Below are 22,410 nucleotides of genomic sequence, written 5' to 3'. Positions count from 1 at the left end.
TGATCAGCGATGTGCCGGCTGTAGAACTGGAGCTGGCCGATTCTTCCATTCAAATAACAAAACCTTTTAAAGAGGCAGGCGATAACAAAACATTCAAAAATCCCATTTTTGACAATGCTTCTTTTAAAATATACGAAGGCAAAGCCGCTTTTACCACAACGATAACTTTTACCGGCGATGTACCTGCGAAATTATTAGGTACATTTCGCTATACCTATGGAAAGAACGATGAGTTCTACCCGTTAAATGCCTATGCCTTCTCCGTACCGCTCGAAGGCGGGATGGCCGCAACGGATGATATCCGGGTACAATCGTTCGATCTGAAACACCCGGTAAGCGGTTGTGGTGATGATAATACCGGCGGTAAAGGCATGCTCAGCATTTTCTTCCTGGGTATGCTTGGTGGCTTTATAGCTTTATTTACACCCTGCGTTTTCCCGTTGATCCCATTAACGGTTTCGTTCTTTACCAAACAGTCTAAAGACAAAAAGAAAGGAGTAACCAACGCTCTCCTGTATGGGCTCTCTATTTTCCTGATATATATTTTACTGAGTATCCCCTTCCATTTAGTGAGCGGTGTAAACCCCGAGATACTCAATAACATCAGCACCAACGTGTGGCTGAATATCATTTTCTTTCTCATTTTTGTGTTCTTTGCCATTTCGTTCTTTGGTTATTTTGAAATTGGTTTGCCCAGCGGGCTCGCCAATAAAATTGATTCGCGTTCGGGCATGAGCAGCCTGGGTGGCATCTTCTTTATGGCAATGACCCTGGCAATAGTTTCTTTCTCCTGTACAGGCCCCATCCTGGGCTCATTACTCGCAGGTACGGCTGCTGAAGGTGCGTGGCCCTTAACAGTAGGGTTGGCTGGTTTTGGGCTTGCCCTGGCCCTGCCATTTGCTTTATTTGCCATGTTCCCCGGTTGGTTACAATCGTTACCCAAAGCGGGTGGCTGGTTAGGCAGCGTAAAGGTGGTGCTGGGTTTTCTGGAGTTGGCCATGGCCGTGAAGTTTTTATCAAACGCCGACCTGGTAAAACAATGGGGCCTCTTAAAAAGAGAAGTATTTATTGGTATTTGGGTAATCGTGGGCGTTTTGATCGTGTTGTACTTATTGGGTAAGATCAAATTCCCGCACGATAGCCCGGTTAAGAAGTTCAGCAAAACAAGGATCGCGTTTATTGTTTTGTTTGCCGCTGCTACCCTGTATATTATTCCGGGGCTTACCAATACGCACAGCGCCAACCTGGGGCTCATCAGTGGTTTTCCGCCCCCACTTTCTTATAGTCTGTATAAAGAGCCGGGGAATAGCAAGAACAAAATTGAACCTTTGCGGAACGATTATAAAGAAGCCCTGGCACGCGCTAAAAGGGAAAATAAACCAGTATTGATTGACTTCACCGGCTGGGCCTGTGTGAACTGCCGCCGCATGGAAGAGAACGTTTGGACCGATAAAGAGGTAGGCGCTTTGATTAAGGATAATTTCATCATTGTATCGCTGTATGTTGATGAAAGAAGGACGTTACCGGCAACGCAGCAGGTTGATTTCACCACCAAGACCGGTTCGCAAAAGAAGATCATTACGGTAGGGGATAAATGGGCTACTTTTCAATCAGAGAACTTTGATGCGGTAGCGCAACCCCAATATGCCATCATTAGTCCCGATCAGAAAGTGCTGACAAAAACAAAAGGCTATACACCCAGTGCAAAGGAATTTGCGCAATGGCTGGAGTGTGGTGTGGATGCGTATAAGAAAGGGCAGGGAAATGCTTCAAAATAAGCCGTAAAGAGACTAAATAAAAGGATCCCGTTTCGGCTCAACTCATAAAAAAACACCCCGCTCAGCCTGAGTGGGGTGTTCAATTAGGCGTCATTCTGTTCCAGCCTTCCGGCAAGCAAGCAATTCAGGAAAATGGGCCCGGATGGAGGGCCAGAATGACAATATTTTTACTTTCTCGAATCGTTATCTCAAATCTAAGCAGCTCGTTCCGTTCCCTAATCAGAAAATGCTGTTAAATTTTTTTCTGAAGTACCCAAAGTAAAAAAGTCCTACAAAGCGATCTTTTTTTGTAACATCATTTTGCGCAGGTTAATCAGGCCATAACGCATTCTGCCTAATGCAGTATTGATGCTGCAATTGGTCAGTGCTGCGATCTCTTTGAAGCTCAGATCGGCATAATGACGTAAAATGATCACTTCGCGTTGATCATCCGGTAACAGATCAAGCATTTGACGAACGCGGTCATAACTTTGACGCTTCATCATTTTTTGATCGGCACCGTCCTCTGTGAAATTGATTACTTCAAAAATATCCCTGTCGTCGCTGGTTTTGATAGCAGGGGTACGTTTAACTTTACGGAAGTGATCAACACACAAGTTGTGAGCAATACGCATTGCCCAGGGAAGAAATTTTCCTTCCTCGGTGTAGCGACCTCCTCGAATAGTGTCGATGATCTTGATAAGCACATCCTGGAAAATATCTTCGGCGAGATATTTGTCCTTTACGAGGAATAAAATGGAAGTGTACATCTTTTCCTTGTGGCGGAGAATGAGTGTTTCAAGAGCATACAGATCTCCATCCTGGAAGTCCTGGATTAACTCATGATCGGTCTTTTTACGTAGTGAACTCATAACTTCTACGGTTTTTTGAAGGTGATAGGATATTTATTAAATGGATTTTTAAAACTTGAATGGCTTTTCTGAGTAGAAGTGTCCGTGCGATAGGCGGTGTGTTTAGTTTTCGTTTCGTTGTACAAATTACCAACTAAAGATAGAGACTTTTTCGAAAAAAGCAAACTTTAAGCAATTTTTAGATTTTTTTACCCAATAACCGCTAAAGAAACTATTTACGAAAAGCAATGTTATACAATAAATTTGTATCCCAATATTATGGCTACATCAACAAAGGCTAATACATTAGCAAGTCCTGTGCCTAAATCGTCCGATAATATCTTTATTAAAGGAGCGAGGGTACATAACTTAAAAAACATTTCGGTAGAGATCCCGCGGAACAAGTTTATCGTAGTTACCGGTGTTTCAGGATCGGGAAAGTCCTCACTTACAATAGACACCTTGTTTGCTGAAGGCCAGCGACGGTATGCAGAATCCCTTAGTGCTTATGCGCGCCAGTTTATGGCCCGGATGGTAAAACCCGATGTGGATTTTATCAAGGGTTTATGCCCGGCAATTGCGATAGAACAGAAAGTAATTACCCGTACCCCACGCAGTACCGTGGGAAGTATGACGGAAATTTATGATTACTTGCGGTTACTGTTCGCCCGCACGGGTAAAACCATTTCTCCCGTTTCCGGCCGCGAGGTAAAAAAAGATGATGTCAACGACGTCATCGAGGCAATAGCCAAACGGCCCGCCGGCGATAAGGTGCTTATTCTGATCCCTTTTAAACAGCATAAGAACCGCAAACCGCTGGAAGAGCTGAACATCCTGTTGCAAAAAGGTTTCTCCCGCTTATACAATGGCGAAATACTGCGCATTGAAGAGCTGATTGACGCGGCAACCGAAAAAGGTTCCGGGCCAAAGCTCACCGGCGATACCTATGTGCTGGTTGACCGCCTGGTGGCGAAGGATTTTGATGAAGACGACCGGCATCGCATGGCCGATTCCATTGGTACCGCTTTTTATGAAGGCGAAGGCGAATTGATGCTGGAAGTGAATGGCAACACCAAACTGCAGTTCAGCAACCGGTTTGAGCTGGATGGATTGCAGTTTGAGGAACCCGTGCCGAATTTATTCTCCTTTAATAATCCGTTTGGCGCCTGTCCCACCTGCGAAGGCTTTAGCCAGGTGCTGGGGATCGATGAGGACCTGGTAATTCCCGACAAAAGGTTAAGCGTTTATGAAGGCGCCGTAGCGCCCTGGAAAGGGGAGAAGCTGGGGGCCTGGAAAGACCAGTTCATCCGCGGCGCCCGCAAGTTCGACTTTCCGGTACATAAAGCCGTTATGGAATTGAGCAAAGCACAATACAAGGTGTTATGGGAAGGCAATGAATTCGTGAACGGCATCAATGACTTTTTTAAAGAAGTAGAACAGAACCTATACAAGGTACAGTACCGGGTGCTGTTATCGCGTTACCGGGGTAGAACCGAATGCCCTGATTGTCATGGGTACCGCCTGCGCAAAGAAGCACTGTATGTACAGGTGGCGGGTAAGCATATTGGCGAACTGTGCGAAATGCCGGTAAAAGAGCTGGCGGTATGGTTTGCCGGATTGCAGTTAAGCGAATTCGACAAACAGGTTGGTAAACGTATTTTGATTGAAATAAACCACCGGTTAAAAACCCTGCTCGATGTTGGGTTGGGCTATTTGACCCTTAACCGGCTGGCCAACTCTTTAAGTGGTGGCGAAAGTCAGCGTATACAATTAACGCGGTCACTGGGCAGCAACCTCACCAATTCATTATATATACTGGATGAACCATCCATTGGGTTGCACTCCCGCGACACCGAAAGACTGATCCGCGTATTAAAAGAACTGCGCGATCTGGGTAATACGGTGGTAGTGGTTGAACACGATGAAATGATGATGCGGGAAGCCGATTACATCATCGACATGGGACCATTGGCTTCGCACCTTGGTGGGGAAGTAGTAGCCCAGGGTGATTATGACGCTATTATCAGGAACGATAAAAGCCTTACAGGCAAGTACCTGCGTGGCGACCTTAAGATTGAACCGCCCCGCAACGTTCGTAAATGGAACCGGTCGGTAAGTATAGAAGGGGCTATGCAAAACAACCTGAAAGGCGTTGATGTAACCTTTCCGTTGAACCTGTTGTGTGTGGTAAGTGGGGTGAGCGGCAGCGGTAAAACTACCTTAGTAAAGCAGATCCTTTATCCCGGATTAAAAAAGATAAAAGGAGAACCGGTTGATAAAACCGGGCTGCATAAAGCCATTACCGGCGATATAGATTACATCTCGCAGATAGAGCTGGTTGATCAGAACCCGATCGGTAAATCGAGCCGCAGTAACCCGGTAACGTATATCAAAGCCTGGGACGAAGTGCGCGACCTGTTCGCCAAACAACCGCTGAGCAAGATACGCGGCTTTCAACCCAAACACTTTTCGTTTAATGTTGATGGGGGCCGGTGCGATACCTGTAAAGGGGAAGGCGAACAAATTGTAGAAATGCAGTTCCTGGCCGATGTGCACCTGACCTGCGAAGTATGCGGAGGCAAAAAGTTTAAGGAAGAAGTACTGGAAGTAACTTATAAAGAAAAGAGCGTGTACGAGGTGCTGGAAATGAGTGTAGATGAATCGCTGGAATTCTTTAAGGATGAAAAAGACATCATCAATAAAATAAAGCCGCTGAGCGATGTAGGCCTGGGCTATATTAAACTGGGCCAGTCGTCAGATACGCTGTCGGGCGGTGAAGCACAACGCGTAAAGCTGGCTTCTTTCCTGGGCAAGGGACGTGGACAGGGGCATATTCTGTTCATCTTTGATGAACCCACTACCGGCTTACATTTTCATGATATTAAAAAGCTGTTGACCAGCTTCAATGCATTGATCGAGCAGGGACATTCCATATTAGTGATCGAACACAATACTGATGTTATCAAAAGCGCCGACTGGATCATTGACCTGGGCCCCGAAGCGGGTGATGGAGGCGGTTCTATCGTATATGCGGGTGTGCCGGAAGGTCTAAAGAAGGTAAAGGAAAGTTATACAGGTAAGTTTTTGAGTTGAGAGATATGTTGACGAGTTGACAAGTTGACAAGTTGACGAGTTGACGAGTTGACGAGTTGACGAGTTGACGAGTTGACGAGTTGACGAGTTGATAAGTTAAAAAGAAAGAGCCCTCTGCAATTGACAGAGGGCTCTTTCTTTAGATTATTTACTCCCCCTTTAGGGGCTGGGGGGTTATTGTTTGCTCAGCTTAAAGGTTTGATCTTTTACCTTTACAATGTACAAACCTTTTGGTGCAGTTACATCGATCGCAATAGCGTTGGCTCCAACAATAGAGAACTTAACCAACTGACCGGTAACACTGAATACTTTAATGTTGTTGGGAGTTAGGTCAGAAGAAGTAGCGCCGATCAGCTGTACTTCGCTGGTGAAAGGATTCGGAAATACTTTGGTTACAACACCAGAACCTTTTTTGCTGTTCACATACACCACTTTCGACATTTCGGTAAAACCATCATGATCGATCATTTTAAGACGATAATAATAAGCACCGGTGCCGGGAAGTGGGTCATTGAATGTATACTTTTTGGTATCCAGTGAAGTGCCGGCTGCAGTAACAGTTCCTACTGTTACGAAATTTTTACCATCAGCACTTCTTTGTACTTCATATTTGAAGCTGTTTTCTTCAAGGGCAGAAGTCCAGGTAATGTTAGCTTCAGATTCATTGTTCAAACGGCCATTTAAAGACGATAATTTAATAGGAAGTGAACCACCGGAACCAGCTTCGTATTTACATGTGTAATGAGTACCGTTGAGATCGAAGTCTACTTCAATATGTTGAACCGTATAAGTAGTGGCATAGGAGATAGTTGCCCCGCCGGAGTTGTCTAAAGGAGTAAAGTATACACCATTCAGATCAGGAACAGGCTGACCACCTATTTGGGCAGGTTGTACTAATGTTACCTTAGCCGCTGGGGTAACTATTGGCCCGTTACCAATAAATATTTTATAATAGGGATTAGTTCCAGGCACCAGGTAATACTTTGCTGCCATGGCAGCAGGGCATGGTGGGGTTGGATTGGTGTACGGTTGTGCTAAAACTGTAGTGGCATAGCACACTAATGCCATGATCAAGAGGTAAAACTTTTTCATACATACATTTATTTGGTTCAGAAAATAGAATACAATGCCTTGCCGCAGTTTGAAAAAACATACGGATAACGGTTAGCGACTTACCTCGTGTAAGACCGCAAGGGCTTTAGACAGGAGTGGAACAGTTTGGGAGTAACAAAACCTAAACCGGTGGGATATACAAGGGATATGGATTGAATACAAAAAAGTTTCAAACAGGGAATATGCAACAGGTAGGAAATTCTAACAGATATTGGAAAATGACTACTAAGTCAGGGAGAAAAATCGACACAGTTGTTGTCGTACGTACCTTTATTTTAATAGGGGGTGGATATCGTGGCTAAGGTAATAATAAAATTTAGATTTCAAAATCATTTACGGGATTAAATTGTGATTGTGAGCGCATTGGGGTATTTACGAGTGGGGGTAGCCGATTTTCACTACACGGGTTATCGCCCTTTTAACAGAACAAAAGCATTTGGATTGCTTACTTTGCAAAACTTATTGCTAATTGAATGTATAAATTTATAATTTCTTTATTGCTGATAATCATATCCGTAAGTGCCCGTTCTCAACAAATAGAAGTGCCGCAGCTTATAGATATGCTCAACTGGACCCCTAAAAGGATCGATACCACCCTTAAAAAAGTTGGTTACCTGTTGATGCAAAAAGACGTTGATTCAACCAGTTCATTATTCCAGTATTCCTGGTTTGATAAGCAGGAGGATGGCAAAGCCGCAGTACGGTCTTTTATATTTGCCGACGCAGCAGTAAGGAACATGAAAAGCAGATTGATAACCTATCGTACTTATATAAAAGAAGAATACCAGCAAATAGCCGCCTGGCTATTGGCCAATAACTATCAGCGTACCGCGAAATTCGATTTCAAGGAAGCCCAGCATACCTTATACAGCAATGGCACCTTTACCATCAGGGTAAAAGTGATCACCACCGCATTGAAAGACGGAAGGAAGTTCATTGCTTATGAGCTGGAAATGGGGAAGTGAGTTGTCACTCACCACTGACTAGCGCAGCCTGTCCAGACTCTTCACCAGTTTCTCATCTCTACGAATTCCCCTGATAGCAAAGAATAACAGGATAGGGATAAAGATGGCAAATACGGCCGTGAGGTTATATGTTCCTTCGCCCGGAACAAACTTTTGGGTTTCGGCAAAGTATAATCCCAGGTTTAACAGCGATACTAACAGCGTTATTAAAACGATGCGCAATTGCATCTTCCTGTTCTTGTAAAGGAAAATGGCGATGAGGGAAGCAATGCCTACACCGGCGGTTAAGATAAGCAGCAGCAAATTGCTTTGCGCTGTTAACGATACAAACGCTTTCGGTTGATTATCCTTAATCAAATTGCCGCTATAGAACGAGAGCTTTATACTGCAAAAAGCGGCAGCCGCGGCCAGCAGTAACCAAACTGATTGTAGACGTTGGATCATGGGTTAATGTTTGAGGTGAATGGGGAATGGTGAATGGTCAATCGTGAATGGTGAATAGTACCCGATTTGCGAGCTTGATAATTAATTCGGAAATCGGAACTACGCGAGATTATTCACCATTGACCATTCACCATTGACCTATCCTAATTCAGGATATAACGGGAACTGTTTCATGAAGGCATATACATCATTCTTTACAGTTGTGATGGTAGCTTCATTATCAATATCCATTAATACTTTATCGATCATGCTTACTACTGTTTCCATATGTCCTTCATTCATACCCCGGGTAGTAATGGCAGGAACACCTACGCGGATACCACTGGTAACAAACGGGCTTTTATCATCGAAAGGCACCGCATTTTTGTTAAGCGTAATGTGTGCTTTATCGAGCGTTTCCTGTGCTTTTTTACCGGTGATGTTCTTGTTACGCAGGTCAATCAGCATTAAATGGTTATCGGTACCATTGCTAATGAGGTTGTAGCCGCGTTTAACAAAAGAAGCCGCCATGGACTGGGCATTTTTAATGATCTGTTCGCCATAAGTTTTGAACTCATCGGTGAGAATTTCACCAAAAGCTACAGCTTTAGCAGCGATCACATGCTCCAGCGGTCCGCCCTGCATACCAGGGAAAACGGCCAGGTCGAGACAGGAGCTCATGGAGCGGATATTGCCTTTCGGGTCTTTAATACCCAGCGGGTTATCGAAGTCATGACGCAGCATGATGATACCGCCGCGGGGACCGCGCAATGTTTTATGGGTAGTAGAGGTTACAATATGACAATGGTCAAAAGGATCGTTGAGCAAACCTTTAGCAATCAAACCGGCCGGGTGGGCGATATCGGCCATCACCAGGGCGCCAATTTCATCGGCTACGGCGCGAATGCGTTTATAATCCCAGTCGCGGCTGTAGGCAGAAGCGCCGCAAATGATCATTTTGGGTTTTTCTTTTCTGGCAATAGACTCCAGTTGGTCATAATCAACCAAACCGGTTTCTTTATGCACTCCGTACGACAGCGCCTGGTAGTTTTTACCGCTGAAGTTGGCGGGGCTGCCATGGGTAAGGTGACCACCCATACTCAGATCGAGACCCAGGATCTTGTCGCCTGGTTTTAAACAGGCTAAGAATACAGCTACATTTGCCTGGGCGCCAGCGTGAGGCTGCACATTGGCCCAGCTGGCATTGAAGACCTTTTTCAGGCGCTCGATAGCCAGCGTTTCAATTTCATCTACCACTTCACAACCACCATAATAGCGTTTGCCGGGATAGCCTTCTGCATATTTGTTGGTGGGGACAGTGCCCATGGCCTGCATTACCTGGTATGATGTAAAATTTTCGGAAGCAATGAGTTCTATACCATTTCTTTGACGTTCCAGTTCTTTCCTGAGAAGGTCAAAAACAAGCGTGTCTTTTTGCATGGCGCAAATATACAGCGGTTTGGGGAGTTAACGGAGTTGAAAAGTTGACAAGTTAACCAGGAAAAGGCAGAAGGCAGAAAGAATGCCCGCGGCGCAAGATCGGTATTAATCCCGAAGTACGCGAGTCATGTTTGCCGTTTGCCGTCTGCCGTTTGCCGGGTTAAGCTTAAGGCATCTTTTAAGCTAACAAACGCTAATAAAATAATTTTTACTATTTTCACGGCTTTGAAAAAAAACAAACGACTTGTTTTTCAAGTTATAACAGTGCTTAGCGGCCTAGAAAAGAAAGTAGCAGATAAATAAATAAGCATGGATTTCACCGCCTGTTGGCGGAATGGCTGAAAAGCAAATATTTTTCAAATGAAAGCAATCATTCCCGTAGCTGGTGCAGGCACAAAACTGCGACCACATACGTATACACAACCCAAGGCACTTATACCCCTGGCCGGCAAAACTATACTTAGTATCACTGTTGACCAGCTGCGCGATGCAGGTATCAGTGAATTTGTTTTCATTGTAGGGTACCTGGGCGATAAAATACAGGATTACGTAAAAGAGAAATATCCCGAACTGAAAGCCTGGTTTGTTACCCAGAGCGAACGACATGGTATTGGCCATGCCATTCAATTAACCAAAGACATTGTAGGCGACGATGAGATGTTCATTGTGCTGGGCGATACCATATGCGAATATGATGTAAAGGAATTGCTCGATATGCCCTGTTCGGCATTGGGTGTAAAACGGGTTGATGATCCCCGCGATTTCGGGGTGGCCGAACTGGGAGAAGATGGATACATTACCCGGGTGGTAGAAAAACCGCAGATCCCCAAGTCGAATATGGCGCTGGTGGGCATTTACCGCATCAAAGAAACTTCCTTCCTGTTCAATTGCCTGGAAAGCAATATCATGAACCAGGTTATGAGCCGCGGCGAATTTAGCATAACAGATGCACTGCAATGCATGATCCAGAATGGCGCCCGGTTTCAGCCATTCAAGGTGCAGAACTGGTTCGATTGCGGTAAGAAGGATACCTTACTGGAGTCGAACGCCACTTTGCTAAAAAAGTTTGGCGGAATTATTTCACCAGAGCACAATTTCGAAAATACCATCATCATCCCCCCCGTAAGCGTGGCCGAAGGTTGCGATATCAAGAACTCTATTGTTGGGCCCAATGTTACCATTGGCGAAAAGACCACCATCAATTATTCAATAATTAAAGATTCTATTATTGGTTCATTTGCAGACCTCTACGATATAGTATTAACCAATTCTCTCATTGGTAGTGATACGGAAGTAAAAGGTGAAAGCCGCAGTTTGAATATTGGGGATAATACTGAAATAGATCTGGGCGAAAGCTGATAAAATATTTCAGCGTAAAAACCAACTTAACTGGGTAAATTTTGAGTACCTTCAAGCAGGAATGCAACATAATGTACGCGCATTGTGTCTTTATGATTGGTCCCGGTTGAAAACTTAATGGCAGCTGATGTTTGGTTTTGCCAACCTTTTAAACACTAATTTTTATGAGAGGTAAAAAGAATTACCTGTTATTAGCAGCGTTGTTGCCTCTTTCACTGCTAACCAAAGCTAACGGCGATAACGGTACTCGTAAATCTACAGAGCCTGTATTACAGGGTTGCGTAGCTGATGCATGTACCAAAAAGCCAGTACAAGGCGTAACTATTTCTATTTCCACTTCAAAAGGACAGGAGAAGAAAGAATTCACTACCGATGCATCGGGCAAATTTAATGTGCCACAAATGCCGGTAGGCGAGGTGATTATTATCCTGGAGAAGAAAGGATATAAAACTTATCGCCGCGAAGGCATCATTATTAAAGAAGGTGTTTCCCTTAAAATGAGTTTCGATATCACCAATATACCACTGGAAGGTGAAAGCGATGTTTTCCATCCCTTCTTCCGGATGATGGAAGGATGATGGGTAAAAAGACATTATAAAAAGAGAGGCCACTTCATATGAGTGGCCTCTCTTTATTTAAGAACTTTTTTCGTGAATGGTGAATCGTGAATGGTGAATAGCTCGCTCATTTTGAGCTTTCCCATTATTTCGTAATTCCCAAATCTCGGACACCATTGACCATTGACCATTGACCATTGACCATTCACCATTCACGTTCCTGATGGTTGATTGTCATTTTACCATCTTGTTTTTTTATGGCTATATTCTTTTTCTTAAAGTACCTGTTGTATTTATCAGTAACTGATTGCGGTTGTTTTTTATCGTTGATGAACAGATCGCCCGATTTACATTCGATACTGTAATCTTCTTTCGTGTTTAACAAGCCATCTTTCTCCATTTCGTATATCATTTCCTGGTAGCCTTTCATTTCGGCCGCGGTTTTCCCAACTTCTTCCCGGGCTTTATCCATATCTTTTTGGAAATCGAATTTCTGATCCTTCATTTCTTCCCTTACCCGGGCCATTTCTTTTTTGGCGTTGTCCAGTGCTTTTTGAACATCGTCCCTGCTATGCCGCTGTGCCTCTTTCAACTCTTCTTTCCATTCTTCGTTCCTGAGCGCCTTATCAACCTCCTTTCTGGCATGTTCAATTTCCCGTTTGAGATCTTCTTTATTTACACCTTTTACATCTTCGAGCAACTGGTCCAGGTCCCGTTGAATTTTATCGAAATCGATCTTACGAAGCGATTCCTCAACCTGGCGGTGCATCTTCTCCACATGCATGCGTTTTACCGCTTCATCAACCTGTTGCTGTATTTTGTCAAAATCTATTTTGTCGATCGATTCTTCCACCTGTTTGGAAATGGCATCCCAGTCCTTGTCTTTCATTTGCTGCAGTGTTTCTTTGGCTTCATCCAGCTGGCGTAATTCTTTATCCAGGTCGCGGTCATTGCCATCTTCCCTGGTTATTTTATTTCTTTTTTGGGTAGGTATCGTGTCGGTGGTGTGGTTAGTAATGTGGAATACATCCCGATAGCCATCGGGAGCCGGTGTTTGTTTCGGTCCGCCGGTAAAGGCCAGCAGCGTAACAACACTACCCACCAGCGCCAGGGAGCCCCAGCGGAAACAAGGTTGATTCAATTTCATGGTTGTTTATTGTTTAGATTGACCAATTACGATGTCTTTCGTATAAAAGTACGATAGATTTCGTAAAATGTTGCATGAGGGGTGAATTTTTAGTTGTTCAATGGAAATGAATGGGCTATTTCCCATACCTGCCCGTTATGATTCAGCAGGGCAATGGCACTGGCCGTAAAAGATGCCTCATAGTTTATTTGTTGAAAATGCTGCCAGGCCAGGGGAAAATCTTTTGTACGCAGGTCGCGGTTGGCAATGGTAACATGGGGGTGAAAGGGGCGTTCTTCTTTTTTAATGGGGAAGCGGTTGCTTTGTAACAGGGTTGTTTCAAGGGCGGTTCTCAATTCATTTAATCGTTCGCCGGGCAATACATCAACATATATTACCCGGGGTTTAAAGGCCGCAAAGTTTTTTAAATGAATGGGAAAGCCCTGTTGTTGGGCGGCAAAAGGAAGTAATAGTTCCTGCATCTCAGCCTGTAAATGGTCGGACATTTCGAAAGGCGCAATGAGCGTAATATGCGCCGGCGATTTCAAGGCCACTTTACACTTAAAATGGTCACGCATGTAATGCTTCCATTGTAATACCTGTTGGTTAATGTTATCGGGTGCAACTATGGCTATAAAGTGAAGCATGGTGAATGGTGAATCGTGAATGGTGAATGGCTCGCTCAATTTGAGCTTTCCAATTAATTCGTAATTCTCAAATGTCGGAAACTATTCACCATTGACCATTGGCCATTCACGATTTTCTAAACGCCCATCTTATCATTTCCTTCCAGGTAACTTTCTTCCCATACATCAATATGCCGGTGCGATAAATTTTAGCAGTTAACCAGGCAAAGAGCAGAAAGCCCAATACCAGTAACAGCATGGAAGTAATTAACTGGCTGGCGGGCACATCGTACATAATACGGCCCATCATCACCACAGGCGATGTAAGCGGAAATAAGCTGCCGAAAATAACCAGGGGTGAGTTGGGTTCAGAAATAGCTTTGGTCATAATAACGAAGCCCAGAATGATCGGCATCATGATAGGGAATACCATCTGTTGCGCTTCCTGCTGGTCATCACTCACCACACTGCCTACCGCAGCAAAAAGGGAAGCATATAAAAGAAAACCGCCAAGGAAATAGAATATAAAGCAACCAATGATCAATACCCAGGGAACGGAATGCAAACCAGTGCGCATGGTTTCCATCATGCCTGCTGCGCCGGCCACATTAGCGCCTGGTCCGGCCTGGGGTATAGCGCTTACGTCGAGTCCGGGAATAAAGAAAGGCAGTATAAATTGTAATCCGGCAATAAGCAATATCCAGATGGCGAATTGGGTAAGACCTACGGCGCCAATGCCAATGATCTTGCCCATCATTAACTGAAATGGTTTAACGGAGCTTACCATTACTTCGGCAATGCGGCTTATTTTTTCTTCCATTACACCGCGCATTACCATGGTGCCATAGATCAGCATGATAATGTAAATGAGCATACCGCAAAAGAACGCCACACCCGATGCCACGCCGGCCACACTTTTCTTTTCTTCCTTACCGTTTTTCAACTTGTTTTCAATAGATACATCAGATTGAATAGAACGGTACTGGTCACGGGTAATATTTACCGATTGCAGCCTTTTCAGCTCAATGGCATTATTAATAGTTCTTTCAACCTTACTTTTAAAATTAACAGATACCGGTGATTGGCTGTACAGTTGAATGTTACCGGCAGCCTGGGTAATATTCATGGGCGGAATGAATAAGAAATAGTCATAGCCCATTTTTTTAAAGTTTTCTTTTACCGAGTCAGGCGATTGCCCGGTGATAAATTCATATTGTGACCCGTCGTTTTTGGCGTTCTCCACTTTACCATTGAACAGGTTAGCCTGATCAATGACCGCGATCTTGTTTTTTTCACTGCTACCACTCATCCCAATGGCAATAATGGCCGCATAAAATGCTACAATAATAATGGGAACCAGGATGGTCGTATACACAAATGATTTTTTCTTAACCCGTACCAGGTATTCACGTTGTATTACGAGTAATATTTTGTTCATGACAATATCGTATTAAGCAGTTACGGTTTCAAATTGACGGGCGAGGGGAGTGCCATGCACCAGTTTTATAAATATGTCGTTCAACGAAGGCAGTATTTCCTGAAAGGAATTGATGCCCACTTGTTTTGCCAGGTAATATTGCAGTACATCGTTGCTGCGGTAACCTTCTTTGATCTTTAGTATCTGTTGATTGGCATTTTGACCGATGATCTCAAAAGGGGCGTCGGTTACCGGCGGATAGTCATCGAGCCCAATGGAAAAAATAGCTTCCTTGAACTGTTGTTTAACGCCGCTTACCGTTCCATCGAGTATTTTCTGTCCTTTATTTACAAGAATGATGTGGTCGCATATTTCTTCCACCTGCTCCATCCGGTGCGTACTGAAAATAATGCTGGCGCCTTTCTGGGCGAGGTTATAAATTTCTTCTTTAATAAGATTGGAATTAACCGGGTCGAGCCCGCTGAAGGGTTCATCGAGGATGATGAGTTTGGGATCATTCAAAACGGTGGTAACAAACTGCAGTTTCTGTTGCATCCCCTTGCTCAGGTCTTCCACTCTTTTGTTCCACCAGCTTTCCATTTCAAATTTTATAAACCAGTGTTTTACCCGCTCCAGGGCGGTTGCCCTGCTAAGGCCTTTCAACCGGGCCAGGTAAATGGCCTGGTCGCCGATCTTCATTTTTTTATACAATCCTTTTTCTTCGGGCATATAACCTATAAAAGCATTGTCCTTATCTGGATTGAACGATTGCCCATCGAAGATGATATCGCCCTCGTCGGGGAACAGTATGCCGGTTATCATTCTGATAAGCGTTGTTTTGCCGGCTCCGTTTGGGCCCAGTAAACCGAAGATGCTTCCGGGGGCCAGGGAAAAACTGATATCATCTACCGCTTTCTGCGAAGTATAATATTTTTTAAGATGTTTAACGTCCAATCTATTCATGGTGTGCAAGCTTTTGAGGGGAAGTCTGATACTTAAGGTAACGAAACAGTTAATTAGTAGCAAAAAAATCATAATTGTTACAGACGCATACTATATTTATGCAATTTCAATTCAAAATAGCAACATGAAACGACTGATAGTAGCAGGTAGTGTATTAATTGCGATAGGTATTATTTGCAGCAGCTGGGGTTTCCTGGGCCACCGTACCATTCATCAACTGGCAGTATACGAGTTACCACCATCGATGCGTATGTTCTTTCATCATTATATGAGTGAGATCGTAAAGCAATCAGTGCGGCCCGATCAGCGGCGAAACCAGGACAAGGAAGAAGCGCCCAAACATTATATTGACCTGGAACTGTATGGTGATTCTGCCGCCTGGAAGATGCCCCTGAAATGGGAAGATGCGTTAAAGAAATATGGTAAAGACAGTTTATCCCATTGCGGTTATGTACCTTATTATGTGATAACCATGAAGGACAGGCTTACCGCCGCATTTCGCAGTGGAAACAAAGACAGCATTCTTTTTTATGCCATTGACCTGGGCCATTATATAAGTGATGCGCATGTACCCTTGCATGTATCGGAGAACTATGACGGGCAAATGACCGGACAAAAAGGATTGCACAGTTTATGGGAGTCAATGATCCCCGAAATAGAAATTCAGCAATACGATTTGCGCAGCAAGCACAAGGCGCATTACCTGAAGCATCCGGAAAGAAATATCTGGAAGGCGATCCGCCAGTCACAAAAGTTATTACATGATGTATTTGAACAAGAGAAAGAAGTAACCAGATCATTTACAGAAGGGGAGAAGTACCGTGTGCAAATGCGCAATGGCAGGGAAAGTAAAAGTTATACGTCTGCATTTGCTAAAGCATATAGTGCCAAACTGGGTAAAACCATCAATGAGCGCATGATCAGTTCTGCCAACCTGGTAGCTGACTTCTGGTATACAAGCTGGGTTGATGCCGGTTGCCCTGATTTGAACAAGGCATTTCAATCATCAGAAACAGACAAAGAAAAAGAAGCATTGAAAACAGAGTATGATGCGTTTAAGAAGAACAAATTGTTAGAGAAGAAATTATTAATATCAAGACAGGGATATGATAAAGAAGATTAGTGATAGGGTTGACGAGTTGACAAGTTAACAAGATTGCATTTGGGGAAATGGGGAGTAAATTCAACATAAGTTTATTAGTTATTAAGTTCATAAGTTATTGAGTTCTTAAAGCAGCAACAAAAGAACTCAATAACTTAAAAACTTACAAACTGAAACCAGCTATACAAACAATTGTTATTATAACAATACATCAAGCTTCCAATAATGCCATTATATTAGAAGCAACTTTTTCCCCGTCCATAGCGGCGCTCACAATACCACCGGCATAACCGGCGCCTTCGCCACAAGGGAAAAGCATTTTTATTTGCGGGTGTTGGGTTGTTTCCGCATCGCGGGGAATGCGAACCGGCGAAGAAGTTCTTGACTCGGTAGCCACCAGTACCGCTTCATTGGTAAAATATCCTCTCATTTTTTTTCCGAATTCAATAAAGGCTTGTTGCAACGATTCCGCAACAAAGGACGGCAGCACTTCATTCAATGGGGCGGCACTAATACCAGGTAAATAAGAACAATCGGGTAGTGAAGCAGATTGTTTCCCCTGCGTAAAATCTACCATACGTTGAGCGGGCGCTACAAATTTGCCACCACCATATTGAAAGGCTTTACGTTCAACAGCTTGTTGAAAATACATGCCCGCTAAGGGAGTAGGTTTCTTTTGAAATTGGATAAAATCTTTCACCTCAACAGCAGTGACAATGCCCGAGTTGGCAAAGGGATTATTCCGTTTACTGGGCGACCAGCCGTTCACAACCAGTTCGCCTTCACTGGTAGCTGCGGGTGCAATGATGCCACCGGGACACATACAAAAGGAAAATACACCTCTGTCATTTACCTGTTGTACCAGGCTGTAAGATGCAGGTGGCAAAAAATCATCGCGGTGTTGTCCTGGAGCACAATGATATTGTATAGTATCGATAATGCTTTGTGGATGTTCTACACGTACGCCAAGTGCAAAAGGTTTTGCTTCAATAAGAATACTTTTACTATGAAGCAATTCAAAAATATCTCTGGCAGAGTGGCCGGTAGCCAAGATCACTGCATTTGCATTGAAGGTATCACCACTGGCAGTTTTAACACCATAAATGCTATTGTCCTTTATTAAGAAGTCAGTTACTTTTTGTTCAAATAAGAAAACTCCACCACTGGCAAGGATCTGTTCCCTTATAGCAGTGATGATCTCAGGTAATTTATTGGTGCCTATATGCGGATGTGCTTCGTACAGGATCTTTTCCTGTGCGCCAAATTGCACCAGTATATTTAATATACGCTCTACATCGCCACGCTTGGTACTGCGGGTATATAATTTACCATCACTATATGTACCGGCACCACCTTCACCATAGCAGTAATTGCTTTCCGGGTTTACAATGCCTTCTTTGTTTAAAGCGGCCAGGTCTCTGCGGCGGGCCCTTACATCTTTACCTCTTTCGAGCAGGATCGGTTTAATGCCCTGCTCAATCAGTTTAAGCGCAGCAAACAAGCCGGCAGGGCCTGCCCCTACAATGATCACCTGTTGAGTAGCCTTTGCAACATCCTGCATCAAGAGATTTTTAACAGTTCGTTGGGTGAAGGGTTCATTTACAAATACAGTGATCGTCAACATGATCCATGCCTGACGCCCTCTGGCGTCAATAGATCTTTTAACAACCTGGAAACCGGTAATGGCAGAAGCTGACAGTCCTAAACTTTGTGCAGCATATTGTTGTATTACAGATTCGTTGGCAGCTTCGGAAGGAAGAAGCTTTAAAGTGATTCGTTGTTGCATAGTGTTAGGTAGTTAACCTAAAAATTATTTCAGCAAAGGTAGTAAGTTACGATTCACAAAAGTGTTCCACGATGTATTAGAAAGGAATTAAAGAAGGATTCGTTACTAAAACGGATTGCTAATGCAGTACAGCCATTTAGCTTTTTGTAATCATTAAAAGGAAAGTTTATTTTTTACGTTTTATAGAGGGAGAAGGTAATTATTTATAAATGAATTGGATTAACACTATAGGCTGTAAAATTATACCGCTATGTGTTATTGCTTTTATAAAAATACCTGAATACCTTGAGCCCTTTGTGCTTACAAGTGTTATCTGGTATTGGTGTATATAATGCTAATGCAGTAAAAAGTTAATCTATAACCTTTTTTCAGTTAATGCAATGGTGTAAGTGTTTTTTTATTTTGATAGGGAAAGAAAAAAAAGGAGATTAATATTTCCTGCATTTCAAATTATTTGTACCTTCAATAGCATCCAATAAATAATATGAAGGAAGAATTGTTTGATATTACTGCGTTGTTGTCTTTCTTCATTAGCATTCCCTGCAAAACCAACACAATAAAATCCGTTCAATGTAAACCAGGAGCTTCACGGTCACGGTCGGCAGGCTCGAACAATAAAAAAATTTCCCGGGCATATAATAAGTTAATGAACGCTGCTAATAATGGTAGTGTCGCAAAAGTACGCAGCACAGGCTGTCTAATGTTGAACATATGGAGTGCTGTTTTTTGCGATTCATCGTTTGTATTAGCCAGTGTTCACAGGTTGGAACAGTAACTAAAAATCTGCGCATAATAATTGCATTGGAGAGTTATTGATGGGAATTATTTTGACAGTAAAAAATAAAATAAAATAATAAGTCAGGCCAGGCGTAGAATTGTCAAAAACTAGTGAATAAAAAATTTTTTTTTCAAAAAGAAAATTTGATATTCGTCGCCCTTTTTAAGTTTCTGAGATTCCCCAACTTTCCTGTGAAGTCAGATGAACGTGCATAATAAAAGATGAATAGCAACTTAACTCAACATAAAAAAACTGCTTCTAGTATAATGGCTAAGACGTCCGAAAAAGTTTGGAGTAACTGTTTGGAAATAATCAAGGATATTGTTGAGTGGCAACATTTCAAAACCTGGTTTGAACCAATTAAACCAGTAGAGTTGAGAGACAATATACTTATCATTCAGGTTCCGAGTCAATTCTTTTATGAATACCTGGAAGAGCATTATGTAAATCTGTTGGCGAAAACATTAAGAAGGGTTTTGGGTAAGGAAGCCAGATTAGAATATCGGATAATGGTTGATAGTGGTAATCACAATAACAAACCGCTAACTATGGATGTTCCTACACACGGCTACAAAACTTTTTCAAGTAATGAGATGGATTTTCCACTCATTATAAATAATCCGGTAAAGAATCCCTTTGTAATTCCGGGTTTGAAGAAAATGCAGATTGATCCCCAGCTCAATCCCATTTATACATTTGAAAACTTTATTGAAGGCGATAGTAATCGGGTGGCGCGGAGAGCCGGAAAAACCGTTGCGGAAAAACCGGGCGCCAGTTCGTTTAATCCCTTAGTAATATACGGTAGTGTTGGCTTGGGAAAAACCCACCTGGCGCAAAGTATAGGTAATGAAACAAAGCGTTTGCAACCAAACAAAGTGGTGTTGTATGTAAGCTCTGAAAAATTCATTAACCAGTTCCAGGACCATAGCCGTAACAATGCTATCAATGACTTTATACATTTCTATCAATTGATAGATGTATTGATCATCGACGACGTACAGTTCTTTAACCGGGCTGAGAAGTCGCAGGATGCTTTCTTTGCCATCTTTAACCATTTGCATCAAAGTGGCAAGCAATTGATCTTAACTTCCGATAAACCACCCAAAGACCTGGAAGGGGTTCAGGAAAGGTTGTTAAGCCGTTTCCGGTGGGGGTTAAGTGCCGACCTGCAGGTGCCGGACTATGAAACCAGGATCGAGATCCTGGAGCGGAAGATGAAGAACGATGGATTGGAGATGCCCAAAGAAGTAGTTAAGTATCTGGCTTATAACATCAATAGCAATGTACGGGAGCTGGAGGGAGCTTTGATCTCATTATTGGCACAATCTTCGCTTAACAAGCGGGAAATAGACCTAGACTTGGCAAAAAGAGTCCTCCGTAATTTCGTGAAAACTAGCAGCAAGGAAATCACTATCGAAACCATACAGAAAATGGTATGTGAATACTTCGATGTGCCTTACGACAAACTGCTACAAAAAACCCGTAAGCGTGAAATTGTTCAGGCCCGGCAAATTACTATGTACCTGGCCAAAGCATTCACCAAAAACTCATTAAAGACCATTGGGGAGCATTTCGGTGGTCGTGACCACACCACAGTCATCCACTCCTGCCAAACGGTAAAAGACCTGATGGACACTGATAGCACATTCCGCGAAAGTGTAATGGAATTACAGCAAAAGGTGCAACTGGCCGCCATGTAGCAAAGTAGTTTTCAAAATTCTTATATAAAATCCTCTCCGGCTAGCCGGAGAGGATTTTTTGTTTTAGGGGCTGGTATACCTGAAAATGAGATAGGAACCGACTTTCCAGCCGCTGAAACCCCGCTTCCCGAAAAAAGTCAAAAACATTCTTGATATTTTTCTATGTAATTGATTTTTATTTGAAAATTTACTCTTAATTTTGCCTCCCGCTGGAAAAGGAGAGGTGCCTGAGTGGCCGAAAGGGCCGGTTTGCTAAACCGTTGTACGAGCTTAAACTTGTACCGAGGGTTCGAATCCCTCCCTCTCCGCGAAAGTCCGCCGAAGAAATGAAAGCGGAAGTTTTATCCCTCAATTCTGGTAAGTTGGCAACAACCAGAAAGAAGCTCGGGAGGTAGTTCAGCCCGGTAGAATACGTGGTTTGGGACCACGGGGTCGCAGGTTCGAATCCTGTCCTCCCGACGAGCAAGAAAGGTTCTGATAAAAATCAGGACCTTTTTTTATGCCTTGTTTTTAACCCAATCATAATAAGTTGGAGGTATGCAGGAGAAGAAAGGTATTCTTTAAACCTACCACATGCATACCTACCTGAAAACTTACACTATGGCACAGTTACGGCCTCAGAGATCAAACCAGACATTATTAAACGCTGTTTTGATTGTTCTTTAAAGAAGTATAAGCCTTTTTATATTGTCAAGCCAACAGCTTTAAAAGCTGTAGAAACACCTCCTGCTAATGAGAAAGCCTGACATTCATTTTCTTTACTCATGATGACGGTTACGATTATTCTCATTCAGGAGTTCTTTTATGTGGCAAATAAAATAAATATTATCGGGTTGTCAAAGGATTGGCAGTGCCGCCGCTTTATTTTTTAGACAACCTCATTTAGTATTCTTTAACGGCTTCTACCTTACCGTACCTATAAGTAACTGGCTGTTTTAAAATACCTTTATCGTCCCAGAAGTAATGTATACCTGCCGGCATCCCACCCTGATAAAAGCCCAACGCTACCAGAATGCCATTCTTATAAATCTGCGATATCCATGAATATCCCCATCCTTTATATCATCCTCTTTTATAACAACTCCACTATCGGAATATCCCACTCTATAACCATCTGTACTTAAATCCTTGGTTGTTTAAGCTCGTCATCGGAATATGATTTGACTTCACCATTGGGGAGTATTGTTATAACTTTTGCGCTTTTGTCTCTAGCATAAACCCCAACATAATTATTAATAATAAGCCGATCCTCATAATGCATTTTTGAATTTTATTTGCAAATAGGTAATTTCATCAAATTAGACACTCATTATTAATTCATATATATAAATGACCGGTTGAGAAAAAACAGGTA

Annotated in this window: 16 protein-coding genes and 2 tRNA genes; 9 read left to right on the top strand and 9 right to left on the bottom strand. The window is 43.0% G+C overall.

Annotated features, from left to right (window positions below):
* Positions 1 to 1,778, top strand: a 1,778-nt coding sequence (locus ACJ751_RS25980; protein WP_407748449.1) for a protein-disulfide reductase DsbD family protein, incomplete at its 5' end; no start/stop codon positions are given.
* 269 nt (positions 1,779 to 2,047) lie between these two features.
* On the opposite strand, the gene ACJ751_RS25975 is transcribed toward ACJ751_RS25980, so the two are convergent.
* A complete protein-coding gene (locus ACJ751_RS25975; protein WP_014223477.1) occupies positions 2,048 to 2,629 on the bottom strand; it encodes an RNA polymerase sigma factor in 582 nt (193 codons plus the stop codon).
* A 258-nt stretch (positions 2,630 to 2,887) separates the two neighbouring features.
* Here ACJ751_RS25975 and uvrA point away from each other — a divergent pair, with 258 nt between their 5' ends.
* Complete coding sequence (uvrA, locus tag ACJ751_RS25970) at positions 2,888 to 5,701, top strand: excinuclease ABC subunit UvrA (protein ID WP_407748448.1); 2,814 nt, start codon at positions 2,888 to 2,890, stop codon at positions 5,699 to 5,701.
* A gap of 174 nt (positions 5,702 to 5,875) precedes the next feature.
* On the opposite strand, the gene ACJ751_RS25965 is transcribed toward uvrA, so the two are convergent.
* Positions 5,876 to 6,793, bottom strand: a complete 918-nt coding sequence (locus ACJ751_RS25965; RefSeq protein WP_407748447.1) for a T9SS type A sorting domain-containing protein — start codon at positions 6,791 to 6,793, stop codon at positions 5,876 to 5,878.
* Positions 6,794 to 7,287: 494 nt separating this feature from the next.
* On the opposite strand from ACJ751_RS25965, the gene ACJ751_RS25960 reads away from it, so the two are divergent.
* Positions 7,288 to 7,779 carry a hypothetical protein gene (locus ACJ751_RS25960; protein WP_407748446.1) on the top strand — a complete coding sequence of 164 codons (492 nt, stop codon included), beginning with the start codon at positions 7,288 to 7,290 and terminating at the stop codon, positions 7,777 to 7,779.
* An 18-nt stretch (positions 7,780 to 7,797) separates the two neighbouring features.
* Here the strand turns inward: ACJ751_RS25960 and ACJ751_RS25955 are convergent, their stop codons facing one another.
* Both ACJ751_RS25955 and glyA read right to left on the bottom strand, forming a co-directional pair.
* Complete coding sequence (locus tag ACJ751_RS25955) at positions 7,798 to 8,223, bottom strand: DUF4293 domain-containing protein (RefSeq protein WP_407748445.1); 426 nt, start codon at positions 8,221 to 8,223, stop codon at positions 7,798 to 7,800.
* Positions 8,224 to 8,361: 138 nt separating this feature from the next.
* Entirely contained in the window at positions 8,362 to 9,642 is a 1,281-nt protein-coding gene (gene glyA, locus ACJ751_RS25950; protein WP_407748444.1) for a serine hydroxymethyltransferase, read from the bottom strand.
* Positions 9,643 to 10,002: 360 nt separating this feature from the next.
* Between glyA and ACJ751_RS25945 the strand changes: the two genes are divergently transcribed.
* Positions 10,003 to 11,001, top strand: coding sequence for a sugar phosphate nucleotidyltransferase (locus ACJ751_RS25945; RefSeq protein ID WP_407748443.1), 999 nt, complete (start codon positions 10,003 to 10,005; stop codon positions 10,999 to 11,001).
* 164 nt (positions 11,002 to 11,165) lie between these two features.
* Positions 11,166 to 11,579, top strand: a complete 414-nt coding sequence (locus ACJ751_RS25940; RefSeq protein WP_407748442.1) for a carboxypeptidase-like regulatory domain-containing protein — start codon at positions 11,166 to 11,168, stop codon at positions 11,577 to 11,579.
* 184 nt (positions 11,580 to 11,763) lie between these two features.
* Here ACJ751_RS25940 and ACJ751_RS25935 read toward each other — a convergent pair whose 3' ends face one another.
* From ACJ751_RS25935 to ACJ751_RS25920, 4 genes are all read right to left on the bottom strand, one after another.
* On the bottom strand, positions 11,764 to 12,705 hold the full coding sequence (locus tag ACJ751_RS25935) for a hypothetical protein (RefSeq protein WP_407748441.1): 942 nt from the start codon (positions 12,703 to 12,705) through the stop codon (positions 11,764 to 11,766).
* Positions 12,706 to 12,794: 89 nt separating this feature from the next.
* Complete coding sequence (thpR, locus tag ACJ751_RS25930; RefSeq protein WP_407748440.1) at positions 12,795 to 13,370, bottom strand: RNA 2',3'-cyclic phosphodiesterase; 576 nt, start codon at positions 13,368 to 13,370, stop codon at positions 12,795 to 12,797.
* Positions 13,371 to 13,437: 67 nt separating this feature from the next.
* Positions 13,438 to 14,748, bottom strand: a complete 1,311-nt coding sequence (locus ACJ751_RS25925) for an ABC transporter permease (protein WP_407748439.1) — start codon at positions 14,746 to 14,748, stop codon at positions 13,438 to 13,440.
* Positions 14,749 to 14,760: 12 nt separating this feature from the next.
* Complete coding sequence (locus ACJ751_RS25920; protein ID WP_407748438.1) at positions 14,761 to 15,690, bottom strand: ABC transporter ATP-binding protein; 930 nt, start codon at positions 15,688 to 15,690, stop codon at positions 14,761 to 14,763.
* A 124-nt stretch (positions 15,691 to 15,814) separates the two neighbouring features.
* On the opposite strand from ACJ751_RS25920, the gene ACJ751_RS25915 reads away from it, so the two are divergent.
* Positions 15,815 to 16,813, top strand: a complete 999-nt coding sequence (locus tag ACJ751_RS25915) for a zinc dependent phospholipase C family protein (protein WP_407748437.1) — start codon at positions 15,815 to 15,817, stop codon at positions 16,811 to 16,813.
* Between the two features lie 190 nt (positions 16,814 to 17,003).
* On the opposite strand, the gene ACJ751_RS25910 is transcribed toward ACJ751_RS25915, so the two are convergent.
* The gene (locus ACJ751_RS25910) at positions 17,004 to 18,578 is read right to left on the bottom strand and encodes an NAD(P)/FAD-dependent oxidoreductase (protein WP_407748436.1); all 1,575 of its coding nucleotides are present in this window, start codon (positions 18,576 to 18,578) and stop codon (positions 17,004 to 17,006) included.
* 1,044 nt (positions 18,579 to 19,622) lie between these two features.
* Between ACJ751_RS25910 and dnaA the strand changes: the two genes are divergently transcribed.
* The 3 genes from dnaA to ACJ751_RS25895 all read left to right on the top strand — a co-directional run bounded on the left by dnaA (position 19,623) and on the right by ACJ751_RS25895 (position 21,515).
* Positions 19,623 to 21,056 carry a chromosomal replication initiator protein DnaA gene (dnaA, locus tag ACJ751_RS25905; RefSeq protein ID WP_407748435.1) on the top strand — a complete coding sequence of 478 codons (1,434 nt, stop codon included), beginning with the start codon at positions 19,623 to 19,625 and terminating at the stop codon, positions 21,054 to 21,056.
* Positions 21,057 to 21,273: 217 nt separating this feature from the next.
* Positions 21,274 to 21,364: transfer RNA gene (locus ACJ751_RS25900), tRNA-Ser, on the top strand.
* A 77-nt stretch (positions 21,365 to 21,441) separates the two neighbouring features.
* Positions 21,442 to 21,515, top strand: a tRNA-Pro gene (locus tag ACJ751_RS25895).
* Positions 21,516 to 22,410 lie beyond the last annotated feature (895 nt).

Source organism: Niastella sp. (genome assembly GCF_045805085.1).
Taxonomy (GTDB): Bacteria; Bacteroidota; Bacteroidia; order Chitinophagales; family Chitinophagaceae; genus Niastella.
Note: the sequence above shows the minus strand (reverse complement) of the source record. Positions and strands in the feature narration are given on the sequence as shown.